This is a genomic window from Photobacterium damselae subsp. damselae (assembly GCF_038086725.1).
GTDB lineage: Bacteria > Pseudomonadota > Gammaproteobacteria > Enterobacterales > Vibrionaceae > Photobacterium > Photobacterium damselae.
The window spans coordinates 1,936,619-1,953,842 of sequence record NZ_CP146970.1; the positions used below are offsets into that span (position 1 = coordinate 1,936,619).

General features: G+C 40.7%; 12 protein-coding genes. 2 read left to right on the forward strand and 10 right to left on the reverse strand.

Going from position 1 to position 17,224, the window contains the following annotated elements:
• Positions 1 to 335 precede the first annotated feature (335 nt).
• The gene (gene pheT, locus WAX86_RS08695) at positions 336 to 2,723 is read right to left on the reverse strand and encodes a phenylalanine--tRNA ligase subunit beta (RefSeq protein WP_341488647.1); all 2,388 of its coding nucleotides are present in this window, start codon (positions 2,721 to 2,723) and stop codon (positions 336 to 338) included.
• A gap of 19 nt (positions 2,724 to 2,742) precedes the next feature.
• Positions 2,743 to 3,726 (reverse strand): phenylalanine--tRNA ligase subunit alpha, encoded by a 984-nt coding sequence (gene pheS / locus WAX86_RS08700; protein ID WP_005298874.1) that lies wholly within the window; start codon positions 3,724 to 3,726, stop codon positions 2,743 to 2,745.
• 300 nt (positions 3,727 to 4,026) lie between these two features.
• Here pheS and WAX86_RS08705 point away from each other — a divergent pair, with 300 nt between their 5' ends.
• Positions 4,027 to 4,278: a hypothetical protein gene (locus WAX86_RS08705; protein ID WP_044175436.1), complete on the forward strand. Its 252-nt coding sequence runs from the start codon at positions 4,027 to 4,029 to the stop codon at positions 4,276 to 4,278.
• 201 nt (positions 4,279 to 4,479) lie between these two features.
• Here WAX86_RS08705 and WAX86_RS08710 read toward each other — a convergent pair whose 3' ends face one another.
• The 5 genes from WAX86_RS08710 to WAX86_RS08730 all read right to left on the reverse strand — a co-directional run bounded on the left by WAX86_RS08710 (position 4,480) and on the right by WAX86_RS08730 (position 9,183).
• A complete protein-coding gene (locus WAX86_RS08710; protein ID WP_341488648.1) occupies positions 4,480 to 4,923 on the reverse strand; it encodes a hypothetical protein in 444 nt (147 codons plus the stop codon).
• Positions 4,924 to 5,073: 150 nt separating this feature from the next.
• The gene (locus tag WAX86_RS08715) at positions 5,074 to 5,868 is read right to left on the reverse strand and encodes a DUF6615 family protein (protein WP_341488649.1); all 795 of its coding nucleotides are present in this window, start codon (positions 5,866 to 5,868) and stop codon (positions 5,074 to 5,076) included.
• A 485-nt stretch (positions 5,869 to 6,353) separates the two neighbouring features.
• On the reverse strand, positions 6,354 to 8,087 hold the full coding sequence (locus tag WAX86_RS08720; RefSeq protein ID WP_341488650.1) for an ATP-binding protein: 1,734 nt from the start codon (positions 8,085 to 8,087) through the stop codon (positions 6,354 to 6,356).
• Between the two features lie 4 nt (positions 8,088 to 8,091).
• Positions 8,092 to 8,943 (reverse strand): SIR2 family protein, encoded by an 852-nt coding sequence (locus WAX86_RS08725; RefSeq protein WP_341488651.1) that lies wholly within the window; start codon positions 8,941 to 8,943, stop codon positions 8,092 to 8,094.
• A gap of 63 nt (positions 8,944 to 9,006) precedes the next feature.
• Complete coding sequence (locus tag WAX86_RS08730) at positions 9,007 to 9,183, reverse strand: hypothetical protein (RefSeq protein ID WP_341488652.1); 177 nt, start codon at positions 9,181 to 9,183, stop codon at positions 9,007 to 9,009.
• A gap of 429 nt (positions 9,184 to 9,612) precedes the next feature.
• Between WAX86_RS08730 and WAX86_RS08735 the strand changes: the two genes are divergently transcribed.
• Positions 9,613 to 10,545 carry a VirK/YbjX family protein gene (locus WAX86_RS08735; protein WP_106223371.1) on the forward strand — a complete coding sequence of 311 codons (933 nt, stop codon included), beginning with the start codon at positions 9,613 to 9,615 and terminating at the stop codon, positions 10,543 to 10,545.
• A gap of 154 nt (positions 10,546 to 10,699) precedes the next feature.
• Here the strand turns inward: WAX86_RS08735 and mukB are convergent, their stop codons facing one another.
• From mukB to mukF, 3 genes are read right to left on the reverse strand one after another with little or no spacing between them, the layout of a single operon-like run.
• Positions 10,700 to 15,160, reverse strand: a complete 4,461-nt coding sequence (mukB, locus tag WAX86_RS08740; RefSeq protein ID WP_341488653.1) for a chromosome partition protein MukB — start codon at positions 15,158 to 15,160, stop codon at positions 10,700 to 10,702.
• Complete coding sequence (gene mukE, locus WAX86_RS08745; RefSeq protein ID WP_341488654.1) at positions 15,160 to 15,909, reverse strand: chromosome partition protein MukE; 750 nt, start codon at positions 15,907 to 15,909, stop codon at positions 15,160 to 15,162. Before mukE ends, mukB begins: the two co-directional genes overlap by 1 nt.
• Positions 15,890 to 17,212, reverse strand: a complete 1,323-nt coding sequence (gene mukF, locus WAX86_RS08750) for a chromosome partition protein MukF (RefSeq protein WP_005298855.1) — start codon at positions 17,210 to 17,212, stop codon at positions 15,890 to 15,892. The genes mukE and mukF overlap by 20 nt, the downstream gene beginning before the upstream one ends.
• Positions 17,213 to 17,224: the final 12 nt, after the last annotated feature.

The following is a 17,224-nucleotide window of genomic DNA, read 5'->3' on the forward strand; positions in this document are numbered from 1 at the left end:
TTAAGCCAACTTGCTGATTTCCGCCAACTTTTTTACGTTAGCTAACTGTCAAATCATTGATATTTTCGCTTTATCCCTTAGGGTATACATAAGCAAACAAAGGCATAAAAGACACCATTTATAGATTATTAATCTAAAATAACCACAATATATAGATTAATTATCCAATATAATAGCAATAATCAATAAGTTAATCTTAGATAAAAAAATTTAAAAAAAACCAGAGATAGCTCAAAAAAAAAGCAGTCCGATGGACTGCTTTATGAAAACAAAGACTTAAACAGAACTTTGTATAAGAATAAATCGTTGGCTAACCCCAACGCTTTATCTATATATTAATCGCGAAGCGAAGCACCAAATTGCTCTGAAAGAACGGCTACGATACTTTCTACAGCGCCAGAAATATCAGCTTCTTCTAATGTGCGCTCAGCAGATTGAAGTGTCAATGCAATTGCAAGGCTCTTCTTACCTTCTTCAACGCCTTTACCGCGGTATACGTCAAATAGGTTCACATCTTTTAGTAGCTCGCCACCGTTTGCACGACATGCTTCAACAACTGCACCAGCAGATACAGCGTCATCCACTACTACTGCGATATCACGACGGTTCGCAGGGAACTTAGAAATAGCAACCGCTTCAGGAAGCATACGAGTATTGATAGCATCCCACTCGATTTCAAACATGACAGTACGACCGTTTAGACCAAACTTGCGCTCAAGCTCTGGGTGAACTGTACCGATGAAACCAACTTCTTTGCCATCAACAACGATTGCTGCTGTTTGACCTGGGTGTAGTGCTGGGTGCTTAGCAGGTATAAAGCTAAATGCCGCTTCGTTTGCTGTTAGCTCAAGTACTGCTTCTAGATCACCTTTAAGATCGAAGAAATCAACGGTGTTAGTTGCAATATCCCAGTGCTCTTCACTGCGAGTACCAGCAATAATACCAGCAAGCATCATCTCTTGACGCATACCGTTTTCTGCTGACTCTTCAGGAATAAAGCGAAGACCTGATTCAAATAAACGCACGCGTGGTTGCTGACGTTTCTGGTTAAATACAACCGTATTTAGTAGACCAGTCCATAGACTTACACGCATTGCTGACATTTCCGCTGAAATTGGGAAAGGCAGAATCAATGGTTCAATTTCGGGTGCAATCAGTTTTTGCTGCTGTGGTTCAACAAAGCTATAAGTAATCGCTTCGTGGTAGCCACGGTCAACTAGAAGATCACGTACACGCTTAAGCGGCAGATTTGCTTCTTTGTGCGTATTCATGCTTAGCGCAGCAACAGGAGATTGGTTTGGAATATTGTTGTAACCGTAGATACGACCAACTTCTTCCACCAAATCTTCTTCGATTGCAAGGTCAAAACGCCATGCAGGAGCAACTGCTTTCCAGCCTGCGTCTGTTGTTTCAACATCACAACCAAGACGAGTTAGGATCTCAACTACTTCTTCAGAAGCAATCTCATGACCTAATAGCGCATCAAGTTTTGTGCGACGTAGCTCAATTGTTTTTGCTTTTGGTAGATCAGCTTCAGATTCAGCTTCTACGATAGGCGCTACTTCACCACCACAAATCTCAGCTAGAAGTGCTGTTGCGCGCTCCATTGCTTTGATTTGAAGCGTTGCGTCAACACCACGCTCAAAACGGTGAGAAGAATCAGTGTGTAGACCATAGCTACGAGCACGACCGCGGATCGCGTCAGGTGCAAAGAATGCACACTCAAGCAACACATCTTTTGTTTCAGCTGTTACGCCAGATTGCTCACCACCGAAGATACCTGCAATTGCAAGTGCTTTAGCTTGGTCTGCAATCACTAAAGTATCGCTATTAAGCTCTGCTTCAGTGCCGTCTAGAAGAGTCAGTTTTTCGCCCTGCTCTGCCATACGAACAACGATGCCACCGTCGATCTTAGCAAGATCGAATGCATGCATTGGCTGACCTAGCTCAAGCATCACATAGTTAGTCACATCAACAACTGGATCGATTGAACGAATACCACAGCGACGTAGTTTTTCTTGCATCCATAATGGCGTTGCTGCTGCAACATTAACATTACGAACAACACGACCTAGGTAACGAGGACATGCAGCTGGTGCTTTAACATCGATAGCAATGGTATCAGCAGCAGTTGGCTCAACAACGTTAAACTCAGGAGCTGTTACTTCAGCACGGTTTAGAACACCAACTTCACGAGCTAGACCAGCAATGCTTAGACAGTCAGAACGGTTAGCCGTTAGGTCTACATCGATAGTCACATCGTTAAGTGCTAGGTATTCACGGAAATCCATACCAAGAACAACGTCTTCTGGTAGTTCCATGATGCCGTTAGATTCAACATCAATACCTAGCTCAGAGAATGAACATAGCATACCGTGAGATGGCTGGCCGCGTAGCTTCGCTTTCTTGATTTTGAAATCACCAGGAAGTACAGCACCTACTGTAGCAACAGCTACTTTTAGGCCTTGACGACAGTTTGGCGCACCACAAACGATATCAAGCAGTTCTTCTGCACCGATATCAACTTTAGTAACGCGAAGTTTGTCAGCATCTGGGTGCTGACCACATTCAACAACGTGACCAATTTTAACGCCAGTGAATACACCAGCCACAGGATCAACGCTATCTACTTCCAAACCAGCCATTGTGATTTGGTGAGCTAGCTCTTCGCTGTTTACTGCAGGATTAACCCACTCACGTAGCCAAGATTCAGAAAATTTCATAGTTTCTAGCCCCTAATGCTTACTTGAACTGTTTAAGAAAACGAAGATCGTTCTCAAAGAATGCACGTAGATCGTTAACACCGTAACGAAGCATAGTTAGACGCTCAACGCCCATACCAAATGCAAAGCCTGAGTATTTTTCAGGATCGATGTTTACAGAACGAAGTACATTAGGGTGAACCATGCCACAACCTAGAACTTCTAACCATTTGCCATTCTTACCTTTTACGTCAACTTCAGCTGAAGGCTCAGTAAATGGGAAGTAAGAAGGACGGAAACGGATTTCTAGATCTTCTTCGAAGAAGTTACATAGGAAATCGTGAATGATGCCTTTTAGCTGAGCAAAGTTCACGTTTTCGTCTACCAACATACCTTCAACCTGATGGAACATTGGAGTATGAGTTTGGTCGTAGTCGTTACGGTATACACGGCCAGGAGCAATAAAGCGTAGTGGTGGCTGATTTTGCTCCATAGTACGGATCTGAACACCAGATGTGTGCGTACGAAGCATCAATTCTGGGTTAAAGAAGAATGTATCGTGGTCCGTACGTGCAGGGTGATCTTCTGCAATGTTTAGCGCATCGAAGTTGTGGAATGCATCTTCAATCTCAGGGCCAGCTTCTGTTGTAAAGCCTAGCTCACCAAAGAAGCTCTCAATACGTTCGATAGTACGAGTTACAGGGTGAATACCACCATTCTCGATACGACGACCTGGTAGTGAAACGTCGATAGTTTCTGCTGCAAGTTTCGCTTCAAGCTCTGCACGTTGAAGAGCATCTTTGCGCTCAACAAGCAGAGTTTGAACAACTTGCTTAGCTTTGTTAATTTCCTGACCTGCAGTACGACGTTCTTCAGGTGGTAGCTTACCTAGGCTTTGAAGCTGAAGGGTTAGCTCGCCTTTTTTACCTAAAAACTGTACGCGGACTTCGTCCAGAGCGACTAATGAATCAGCCTGCTCAATAGCTGCCGTTGCGTTGGCAATAATCTCGTCTAGATGTTGCATCGTTTCCTCATCCACCTATTCGTGGCGTCCATTAGGGAGATATAAAAATCGCATAACGATACATAGTAATGAAAGCTGAGTCTAAATCCAAATTGAATCGTACTAAAACCGCAGATTTGAACGAAAAAAAAACGCTTTTAACCCATAAGATCCCAGACCCAAATTAAATTTTGTGAACTTTGAATGAGGCCGAACCTTTTACTACTCATTTTTTACCATTCAATTTTGCACTTTTTTCTATTTTCAAATGCGGCATTTAGCGGTAAATTACCCACTTGCTTGAATTTGGGAGTTAGTAAAATGCAAAACAAAGATGTCGCAGCATTAATTAAAATGAGTACATTTGCTGCAGTGTTATGCGCAATCTTATTGGTTATGGGTAACGTAGGTTTAACCTCTTCACTACCAGTTTTTGTGATGAACCACGTTAATATTATCCATGTAGGTTTCTACCTAGCCTTTAATGCAATGTTTATTGGCTTGCTTGGTCTGATGGTATTTAACCGCCAAAAAGCTGTTCGTAAACAAGCGATGCAAAAAGCAACCGCATAATTTACGATATCAGCCATAAATGATTTTATAAGCCCTACTTTTCGCTCAACGTAGGGCTTTTTAGTACCTGTCGCTACTTAAATTAAATTTCGTTTTTTAGGTGTGGGTGTGACATTTTTCTAGGCAGAAGAATGATAGAACAATGCGAATCTGATTAAAAAAGTATCTTGAAGCCTAAAATGCTTTGTATAGCGTCTGACACTAAACGAAAAGATTAATTTTTCTCTTAGCATAAGATGCTTTAACCTGCTCGAACCATGACTTGATAACTCGAGTTGTTTCAACATCACTTCGACATGGCATTAAAGTTCCTCTAGGCTGAGGTAAGAACTTATCTTCAATAGCCCAATCCAAGACTCTGATAGGTCTTCTATTTTCAATCCAACCAGTTTCAGTTCCATCGTCATTGACTTCGTACCAACCACCAATGACTTGAACTAAGGCAATTAGTTTTGCTCCATTTTTGATAGCAACAACGTCATTAACTTTAATAGTATCTCTAAAAGCTGCGATCGTACTTTCACCGGCCTCCCAATTACCTAACCCTATAATCTTCTGGTGTTCGAGAATAGAGAATACATGATCTTCACCATAAGATTTATCGTCTGGATGCATCTGCATATGCCAATATGTTATTTCTTTCATAAATATCCCTATGTTGTAGTTTGTACAATTACACTTAATACCCATTTAAATGGTGAGCAACGCAAAATGATGTTTCCACACACTACCAAAATCAACTCATGGTAAAAATATCACGCGTTGCTAATCCGTCTTAAAGCATTTGTTATATGATTATTCGACTTCTTTAAATACTGTGACTCTTTTTAAGCGTTCATCTTGTATATCAATAAAGTCATCAGCTAATCTATGCTCTAGCAATTGATTTACATAATATGGAGGTTCATTTCGGAGGAGCTGATCCAGATTTTGTTCACCTTGAACACCATCAGCAGTAACCTGCAAAAGTCCATTTGATAGTGCATAGGATAGTGCCCGTGTGGGTAAGTCGAAACCTCCATGACCTTGGCAGCAAAAAATACAATGCATTGGTTTTAAATCTTTGATAATTTGGGATAGACGAGTTTCATTGTTCGCTTGGTATGCTTTTACTTTTTTAGCGCTCAGCAGAGCAGTTCCATAGTGACGAACTGATGTTTTGTATGTTTGGCACTTCCAAGGAGTATCATATTTCTTAGGATCCCAATTGGTATACATACAATAAGCAGGGATCATATTGCTTTTAACAGCATCTTGAACAAGTAAATCTACTTGCTGCCCATTATTGTTTTTGTGATGCAAATGTTCGTATTTATCAGTATCCAATTTAAGCACTTTTGCTTGAATGCGCATCCCAAGCCACTTTCCACTAGCTCCTGTAAACCACCATTCCCAATCAGCACCATTAAGTGCTTCTTTATGTCGAGTAAAACTCTCGACGACCAACTTAGTGCCGCCTAATTTTTTTATATTCAATATTAGAAAGTCAGTTATCGACTCTTCTCCAAGCTGAAAACCTAGTTTTCTAACTTCTCTCAACTTGTTCCATGTCCAACTTGAATTTTTAATTAAAATATCATCAATTTGCATCGTAATTCTCTATCTAACCACATAACAGCTTCTTAATAAGCATTCTTACCATCATGCAAAAGAATGCACCTAAGACCATGTAATCATAATCAATTTAGTTCATAAATATAATGAACTTGGTTGTATTATTTTGTTTTAAAAAATTTATTTGAAATATAGAAAGTAAGAAATGTATTTAATCGGTCTTATTAAGTACAAATTGAATATTAAATCGTTTAATTTTCATTCAATTATGATTTTGATTCTGTTTTTAATAAGAAAGATTTCTTTTTAAAAACAGAACTCAAGCGATAAAATCACCACGTTTCATTATAGCTGTTGATATATACAGTAAATAAAACTAATCCAAAATCACGTTAATACGATATGAATGAGTATTTGATCTAACATGTTTTGGACAATTTTAACTAGCCATGGAATGTCATTTCTGAGTTAGAGTTGTTACTCTAACTCAGATCTGCTTGATTAGATTAAGTAGGGAAAAGCTAAGAACGGCTTTGTTTTCGTAGATTTTCTACAATTGACATAAAATCCAAATTTGCTGTTTTTTCCGTCCATCTCTCCCAAAATTTTACAGTCTCACTTAACGGTTTCTCTTTTGGTGGAGTAATTTTGATTCTACTAGGTAGGAGTACTGAATCCCCTACGACTAAAGCTTCACCAACATCCATGATAGGCAAGATATCCAGCAGGCTATCAAGGCTATCAGGAAGTAATTTCTTCACTGTCGATTGGTCTTCTGCATTAGTAAGACGCAAAGAAATTACGTTATTACATTGGCTCAAAATAGTGGTGCTAACATCTGACGGTCGCTGACTCACAATAAAGAGCGCTACACCATATTTACGCCCTTCTTTCGCGATTTTTTCAAATGACTCAATAGCTCTTTTTTCAATTGGGTTCTTACCATCTTTTTTCGGCAAATATAAGTGTGCTTCATCGCATACCATCGCTATCGGATGTCTACTCTCATGATTTGTCCAAAACTGAATTTGGTAGATGAGTCTACCCACCAATCCAACCATTACAGGTAGTATATCGGATGGTACTTCAGAGAAATCGATCACTTTAATTTGCTCTTTCTCGTTTTCAAAATTCATTAGTTTGGAAACTAACAGACCTAAAGCATCATAACCATTTTCTGAGGGTGGTGCTTGGAATAGGAAACCGTATCTACGGTCATCTAACTTGCCTTGAATTCTCGCCAATAATCTATCAAATGCACCATTGAAAGGGCCTTTCTTCTCAGTTCTAGAGCCTTGAACCATCTCTTCATTTAAGTATTTAAGAGCTTTGACAACACCTTCAATTTCGTAAGGGATGGGGCTATCCAAAGTAAACGCTTCTAGGACATCTTTCTTATTTAGACTTTTCAAGGTTGCTGTTTTGGCTTCAAGAACAGCCTCTTGAAACTTAGATACCTGATTTTGGGCACTAAAGCTGGAGCTATCTATAAATAGTGACTGCATCTCTTCTGTATTTAATAACCAATAAGGTAAATATAGAAGTTCGTCATTGCTAGTACCCAGTTCTTCTGGGCCAGGTATTCTAAGTTGTTTCGCATAGGTCAAGCTCTTATATTCACCATGCAGGTCAAAAACAATTAGATTTGATGACGGTAGCTTTGCCGCACGTTCAAGAATCGACGCAACAGTCCAAGACTTACCTGAACCAGTGCTGCCAACTAATGCAGCATGGCGCTGGAAGAATTTATTACCATCCAAAAATGCCTGAGCATTTTCATCAATCACATAAGTACCTAAATCTAAGCTATGAGCTGTATCGGAAGCTGATACAAGAATGTTCATAAACGCTTCTAGTTCATTACCCACCAAAACAAAAGCCTTTGCGTCAATGTCAGGAACTTGCATTAAAGAGCGAGTAAAAACTGGCGTATCCTCAAGTGCGTTCCATTTCACTGAGCCTACCAAGGATACTTTTACTGTGTTAATCACATCCTCTATGGCTCCTTCCAGCTCTAACTCTTCATTACTATCAACTAACTCTGCACTAGACACGGATACTGACTTCGTTACTTTTTCAACAATAGCTACCAACCATGTTTCCACACCAGAGAATACTTCAAGGCAAACGAGTTGACCGACTTTCGCCTTTCTTAGGTCTTCATCAGACTTGACATGGATAGAGACCTTTCGTGTATCAACATCCCTTACCGTCCCAATAAGAGATGTATTTGAATCAAAGTTAAAAATAGCCATCTTACTAACGTCCCATTATTTCATTCGCAAAGTGGTCAAAGCGCCACAACTCTTTATCTTCGAGGTATAGCCATTCATCAAACTGGTTGTTATAGATTCGAGTAGAGTTATCCTTTTCTGATTTGCAAACTAACCAAGTATTCTTGGCCTTAAGAAGCAATTTTTCTATTCTTGGATTGGAATCACGGGTGATAATTAATCCGTCTGATTGCTCTTTTGTCAGCTTATCTGTTATCGCATTATTGACAAGCTGAGTATCGTTAAACCCAAAACCTAAGAATAGAAACCTTTTATGAGCACGAACTGCATCATCGTATTCACCAAGTAAAACGTCTCGGTAGTCATGAAGCTTTTCATGCTTAGATGTACCAGGTGTTATTAGTAATCTTTCATAACCGCTAGGTGGTTGTTGCCACAGGTCACATTCAACAACTTCTCTGTCTTTGCAAAAAACGTTTAATGAGCCATGTACCTTATACAATTTCACATGATTTAGGAGACGAGTGACAGACTGTTTTTTTCTACCTACTTGTACCGACTCTGGATAAGTCATTTGACGCTGAGATTGCTTCCAATTTAGCGACTTTATTGCCCCCCCAAAAAAACCTGTTGTGTAAGGAACTTTACTAGTAGACATGGCAATTTCTGCTAAAAGATCATAATTCGGGGTGGCCATGTGGAGGGTAGGATTGCTCTGTGGGAGTTTTTTAACTAGGCGAGATATAATTTCATTCGCTGTCCAGTTACAGGCATCTGATAATATTTTTCCTACATTATTATCCTGTACTGAGGCAACAATCGTAGCAGTCTCATTTACCACGTAATTAAGCAGAGTTGAATCCGAAATATTATTCATTGATGCTTCAAAATCAGAGCTACCTTCAAGTAACGTTAGGACTCTATCCCACTCTCCAAGCTGTTACGCATTTAAATCATACTTAGGAATAACATTTTTTAAGTGCTGTTCAAGAGCAGGCATACCAAAGCCAAGATCTACTGCGCATGATGTACCTGTAGCAAACATAATGAATGGAATTTCATCGAAGAACTTCTGTAGCGCCTGATAAGCGATTTCTTGGGTAAGATTTTGTTTCACCTAGTTTTAAACTCGACATGGAATCATTTATGCAATAACTATCACGTCCAGCTTAAAAGTTCCATGGTATTCATCATGTTATCAAATAAATTAAGCCTTCAATTAAGTTACCTCTGACATTTACGATAACATTAGCTTTGCTTATGGGAAGCCAGCCTATTAATTTGAAGTGAGGTTATAGCCGTCACACACAATGGGGCAAAAATAAGTTTGCTAACATCACCTTATTCAACCTCTATCGGTTAAAGAAACAACAAACCATATAACAACAGAGCTTTCTTTAAGTTCATCCACATAAACTTAACTATTAACGTGTTAGGTATAGGGAACAGTTTGTCTCCCACCTATACATCTTGATACATAATCGTGACAGAGTTTTTATTCTCTTAAGTTATAGAATAGAGCTTATTAATTCATTATAAATAAGCCATGTCATCTCTTCATTCTTCTACTTATAAACAGCTTTGTATTTTGTCACAAAATCTCCATGCAGATAGCACTGGATTTAAAAAAGTACGCCAAGATGTACGTTTTAAATTCTGGGGATTAATGCACCAAAAAACCATAAAGAATCTGCTTCAAACGTTTGATAATGAAACACTATCACCTGTTTTATCAATTCACCCTAAAATCATAAAAAAGCCATTTAAATCCTATATCTGCGCAAAATGGAACACTCAGCGTCGAGTGAGTTCGGTTCAACAACATTTCCAGTTTCTACAACATAATTTCCATGCCGATGCACTCCCAGCAATTTTTACAGCTGAGGGCTATCAACTTGCTGAAGTGACTGATCAAGAAGAAAATATTTATCGTCTGTTTATCAATCGAGGACAGCAGCGAGAAGGTTCTTTAGGATTATCGTTACTGGATAGCGAAGGGAATCGAGTTTACGCAACCACCGTAAACTTTGAAACAACACCCTATCGAACTATGTATATTGGCGTTATTCAGGGACCTAATGAAGGCATCGAGAATCGTCAGCAAGTCATTAAGAGCCTCACTAAGAGTTGTCATGGATTACGCCCTAAAGCTTTGATTTTAGAGTTTGCTTTAATGCTTGCCCGATGTCTTAAAGTTACTCATATATATGGTATTAGTAATCAAGGTCATATTTATAAGTCATGGCGTTATATCGGTCGAAAACGCAGTAGTATTGTTACTTTTGATTACGATGCTTATTGGCAGGAATATGGAGCAATTCAAATTGATAAGAGCTTTTATCTTGTTCCAACTCAGCCAGAACGAAAAGACCTGAGTCAATTAAATCGTAATAAGAGAAAGCTCTATACCAAACGTTATGCTTGGTTAGATGAATTAGAGCAAAGCTTTTGCCAGAACTTAACCCCTCTCAAAAAGTAATTATTCTATTTATTGAGATAATAACTAAATACTATCCACTATGATTCCACCAGCTTAAAATCAATTTGGATATATAGAAGGTATAAAAAAGGTCAGCATTTTCGCTGACCTTTTGTTATTTAACTTATTAATTTAAGAACGATAAACCCTTAGGTTATGCCGGATCTAAATCAAGTAATGTTTGAACCTTATCTTGACTCTTAGGTTCATTACCAAAGCCACGTAAACCAACAACATGCACGTGCTCGCGATCTTTGAAGATCTTACGAACCAGCTTGTAGGTTGTACCCTTCTCTGGACTGATATTTTCAGGTGCCGCGATCAATAACTGCATATCAAGACGCTCACACAGTTCAAACAAGGTCGCAATAGACTTACCATCCAATCGCGCGGCCTCATCCAAGAACAGTAGTCGGCAAGGAATAATATCCTTACCACGTAAACGACGAGACTCTTCTTCCCAGCTTTGAACAACCATCAATAGAATTGCCTGACCCGTACCAATGGCTTCACCCGTTGATAGCGCACCAGATTCTGCTTGTAGCCAACCATCTGTACCACGGTTAACCTCAATGCTAAGCTCAAGGTAGTTACGGTAATCAAGTAGCTCTTCACCTAATGTTTGAGGTGAACGCTGACCTGTATCGATATGCGGGTTTAAACGCTGGAACAGTTTTGCCATTGCTTCTGAGAACGACAAACGCTGATTTCCAAACAGATCATTGTGTTGATCTTTTTGCTCACATAGACCCGCAAGAAGTGCTTCGTGTGTTTCACGTACTTTCACATTCAAGCGAACGCCATTAACCTGACCAAAGTAAATATTCTGTAGGCCTTGGTTTAGCATACGAATACGATTTTGTTCACGTTGAATCGTCTTGCGAATAATATTAGCAACAGAGTCCGAACTAATTGCTAGACGCTGTTCACGGGCTGTTAACTCCTCGGTTAAACGCGCCAGTTCCACTTCCATCTCTTCAATCGCTTCAACCGGATCATCGGTACGAATAATATCGTGACGAATGCGCTCACGCAGATGTTGATAAACCGCGATATAGAATAGAACTTTACGCTCTGGACGAGAAACATCTTCTGACGCTCGCAGTGCATCTCGCAACTCTTCATTATCAGAAACAGCAAGGCGTAGTGCACCTAACGCTTTATCGGATAGTGAACGCAGCTCATCAGCAGACATATAAGCCATTTCACGACGATGCAAACGGCGTTGAACATCACTTTCACGCGCTAGACGTAGAACAGAACACCATCCTGCTTTTGCTTGAACGACTAACTTACGTACGTCTTGATAATCTTTACCAACTTTGCGTAAACGCTTCGCTAAAGACTTCATTTCAAGTTCAATCGAGGTGATGGATTTCTCAAGCTGACTGCGACGGTTACGAGAACTGTGTAGTCGTTCATTAAGCTCATCACGGCGAATACGTGCACGTTCTTCAGCTTCCACATCCGCACGAACACCTAACTCATGCAGTTCACGTTCAAACTCTTGCACGGTTTCCAGTTTCGCTTGATGCGAACTCTTTAATGATGCCAATAGTTGATTATATTGGTTCATCTGAGAACGCGTCTGTTTTAAGCTTTCGCGGTTACGGTTACGCTCTTTTTCAGCAGCAGCAAGCTTCAGTTTTAGCTGTTCATTTAGCTCAGAGCTCTTGTTAAGAAGATCAACAGAATCGGCATAGCTAAAGTAGTGACGACGTTCAGCTAAATCTGCAATAGCAAAGATCAATACTTTTAGATCTTGTAACTTCTGATCGGCTTGAGCATAACTGGCTTGAAGTGCATCAAACTGCTCAGGGTCAACATCTAATGCCGAGACTAGATTTTCCAGCTCAGCTAAAGATTTGCCATGACGCTCTAGATAGATAAAGGCTTCATCCATCTGAGAAAGTTGCTGCTCAACCTCTGCAAAACGAGGCTTAATCGTGTCGTCTTCTAATAAATTAGCCACAGGGGACAATTTACCGAGTAACGCTAAACCTTCTCGAGCAGCTGCCAATTGTGAACGCTGTTGCTGCTCTTGAGCTTGAGAATCTGCAAGTTGACGTGTAGCTTGATTACGTTGCTCACGCGCAGATTTTAACTCAACTTCAGGATCCGGTAAGAATGCAACCGCCATATGTGTTGCAACAAAGCTATTGAAGCTCTGGTACAAACGCTGAAGTTTTTGTGAATCAAATGACGCTTTAGCATGATCTTCAACAACCTGATCACGCTCTTCACGTAGTGTCTCTAAACGCTGCTCACGCGCCGCTCGACCAAATAATGGTACTTTAGGGAAACGTGAATAACGCAATTGACGATCGTTAAGATGAACACAAACAGCATCTTCTAACTCATCAACATCAAAGCCACTATCGTCAAAGGCATCTGCATCACCTTCAATGATATAAAGATCATCTGGACAGTCATCAAGAGCAATCAGCTTATCTTTAATACCTTGTAGATCTGGAACAACAATCGCGTGACGAGCCGGACCGTACATCGCACTGAAATATGGCGCATCATCAATAGTGATATCGTCATAGATTTCAGACAGCATAGTACCGCCTAACGTATCTGCAAGTGCACGTAAACGTGAATCATCGCTACCGCCAGGCTGGGCTAAACGCTCAATATCGTTATCAAGTTGCTGTTTACGTGCAGCCAGTTGATCACGGTTGCTGCTTGCTGTGCGCTCTGACTCTAGCGTTTTTTGCATCGCTTCCATAACAGCCTGACTGCTATCAAGTTCTGCTTCTGACTGCTCTGCAAGTCTTTCTAATGCATCAGATGCGGCAATCCATGCAGGAGCCTTCGCTTCTAATTCGGTAATTTTTGCCGACAACTGCTGTTCTTGATGGCGCAATTCATTACGTTGCTCAACCAATGCAGCTTGATCTTGCTCTAGACTCTCAAGTGTCGCTTCATGACGCTCTTGTTCTTGAGCCAGCGCCATTTCACCATCAAGCACAACCATGAATTTCTTCTGGTAAGCCTGAGCTTGTTCTGTCGCTTGCTGTTGATTACGAACACTACGTTCAAGATCGCGATATTGTGATTTTAGCTGTTCGCCACGTTCCACTACTGAGCGCAACTCACGGGCTTTTGCTAACAATTCACGGGCTTTAACACCGGCATTAGTTCGCTCAACTGCACCAGCAATCGTGGTAACAATCGCCAAACCTTTATCAAACTGTTGTGCTGCCGCAGAGGACATATCCAGTTTATGTTTAAGTGCTAGTAATGCTGTTGTCTGCTTATCTTGTTCTTGCGTTAGTTGTTGCAGGTATGGTGGTGCTTGATCAGGTAATAATTGATGATCACCTGATAAATCACGCGCTTTCTCTAACGCCTGAATCGCTTGTTGATATTGCAAAGCTCGAGTTTGCTGCATATCAAGAGCTTGTTGATAATCTGCAAGCTGAGTTTTTAAGCTATCAACTTCTTCTTCTGTTAGCTGAGCTTGTTCTTCTGCCATAGCAAGTTGTTCAGCGGCTTCTTCCACCACCATAACTTGCTCTTCAAGACGCTCATTTAGCTCTTCTAAATCTTCACGGTAACGTTCAATTTTCTCTTGTTGACGAACCGCTGTTTGCACTAACTGCAAATGATCCGATGCCGCTTGATAATCTTGCTCAAGAGCTTGCTCATTATCGCTCAACTCACCCAACTCTGAGCTCATATTGTTCAGTGTTGTCTGTTGATCGATTAGCGTTTGACGAGAACCCATCATTTCACGACGAAGGTTTAATGTGGTTTCTAATTTTTTCTGACGCTCATTAGCATGGCGCATATAATCAGCTGCAACATAATTGGTTGCTTCTGTGATCAAATGCTTAAATAAATCACGGTCGCTTTGAGTGATCTTAATTGCTTCAAGTGTCATGCGGTTTTCACGCAATGCTGCTTCCATATCTTGGAACGCTTTCTTAACACCTGAGTTATGAGGCAACAGATAATCACGCAATGAACGAGTGATCGCACTTGAAATACCACCATATAATGATGCTTCAATTAAGCGATAGAACTTAGAGCGATCTTGGCTATTGCGCAGTTTCTTAGGTAGAACACCCAATTCAAACATCTGCGCATGATAGTCAGTTACTGAGTTAAATGTTTTAAACTGAACACCTTCAAACTCAGCCACTTTGTCTTTCACTTCATTGATCTGGCGAACACGTGCTTGGTTCTCAGAAACCGTTTCAATCAAGACTTCAGTTGGTTTGATATGTGATGGTAAGCCTTGAATTAAGAACGGCTTAATATCAACTTTCTTATCACGTCCAGCAACTTGCTGTAGCTTAACGGCAAAGATCAAACGTTGATTTTTTGAGTTTACGACATCCAATGCCGAATAACAGGCACCTGGCTTTAACTTACCGTGTAAACCTTTATCGCGAGAGGCTGTTGCACTGCCCGCTTCGGTTGTATTTCGGAAATGAAGTAAACTTTGATCGGGGATCAAAGAGGTAATAAAGGCCGCCATAGTCGTAGACTTACCCGCACCATTACCACCAGAAAGTGTTGTCACCAAATTATCGATATCAAAAGTACGCGCAAAGAAGCCGTTCCAGTTGACCATGGTGAGCGATTTGTACTTACCGCGTTCCATTAAATGTTACTCTCCTGCTCCTCAGTCGACATATCGAGTTGCTGCTGACCGCTATCAGCCTCATCTGTCATATCTTGATCATCCAGTAAACTTGACTGGCTTGGCTCTTGTTGATGGACAACCGCTTCACCATCACGAATTAGACGTAATTGCGCTTCACGGATATCATCACCAGTACGTACATCAGCACCAAAACGGAATACCGCTTCACTGATACGGAACTTGCCGTTTTCGCCAATAGGAATCAACATACCGATACGACGTAGTCGACGAAGAGATGTTTTTACTTTGTCGTACAGTTTTTCACGATCAAGATCAGAACCTGTTGCGCGGTTTGTTACCAGCTTCATTAGCTTTTGTTCATCAGCCAATGAGACTAACTCATCAAACAGCTCTTGGTTCGTAAAAATACCTTCGTGAGCTAAGCGCTCTGGGCTCAGATACAAGAAACACAGTACTTTACCCACCAACATATCAATTTCAGATAAAACTGAACGACCAATCAATGATGTTGAACGTGGACGTAGATATAAGAACCCTTCCGGTGCACGGACAAGTTCAGCATTATATCGCTTATAGAACATTGAAAGTTCTGTTTCAAACTCAATAAGATATGCGTGATTATCCAGATCTTCACTTGAAATATGTCGACCAGAGCGAAGCGCATTATCTAGTGCAGGGAAAAGTGGGTTAGCAATTGCTTTTGCCAACTTTTCAGGCATAAATTCTTCAATATTTGTTGATGACATTGGCTTGTACCTTGGCTCCGTAGTCATTAATGGCTTCCCAATCTGGCTGAATGGCATTGAAATCATCTTCTGAATAACCCATTCGTACCGCCTGATCGATAACAATGCGTGCAAGATCAAAATGATAAGCTAGCGGATGCTGTGTTAAGTAGTCTTTAAGTAACGCACTTAAATTAATTGGCGCACCCGTTGCTTTGTGCGCACTGAGCATTTCAGCAACACGATCAGCTAATTCATCATTAACCAGATCCAGTTCTTCAAACTCTAACTCACCAGGGACAATACCTGTGACTTCATCATCACGCAGTATCAAAGCCTCATCTCGCATATCGACTAGGCGATCTGCATCGGCGTAAGTAAGTAGCCATGGATTATCAAAATAGTCAGTCACAGATTGGCGTAGGCGTTGACTAAAGGCACGGTTTTTATCCATATCAATCGCGGTACGAATAAATTTGTGCACATGACGGTCATAGCCAATCCAGAGATCAATCGCTTGCTGACCCCAGCTAATAATTCGATCCAGTTTCATTTGTAGGATAAAAATCATCCCATCAACAAAATCCAGTTCTTCACGACCCTGAGTCGATTCTTGAATAATTAACAATTGAGTCTGGAGCTGATCTCCCGCCGCTTGCAACGTATCTTGAAGTTCACGAAGCGTTTCTGATGTCTCATCAAGTAACGTTTCACAACTTGAAATTGCCGCACGCCAGTCTTTATTCAATAGCTCAGCAATATCGAGTTTCACTTGCTGCTGATGCTCATCCATGGTGCGCTGATTTAAATCAATACGGTCAAAAATTTCAGCAACTGAGAATTTCAACACGGCATAGACATTTTGACGCCAATGTTTGATATCACCATCTTCTTGGGCTGATTTTGCTGCTTTATTAATTTCATCAGCAACCATGGCTAACTGAATAGACAGTTTCAAGGTCGAATATTCACGCTGACGAACATAATAATCAGTAATACCCAATGCCAATGGACTTAAGCGATATATGCTTGCCCCATCGGTGATTTCACTGGTAAAGCGCGAAATTAAACGCTGACGCACCAGCTCATTTATGGCGTTATTGGCACGAAAGGCTAGAGTTTCTTTGGTTTGTCCAAATAGATCACTAACTATGCGGAATGCATCGATCAGTTCTCCTTCCCCTAGTTCTTCATCGAAGCGATCACCGCTTAAGACAGCAATCGCCAACAAGAACGCCAGCCGCTCAGTTGGGAGGTTAATCGCAAATTCATTTTGCTTAACCCAATGCACCAACTCAGGAACGGTCTGGGTAACTTCACTCATCCGTTGTCCTTA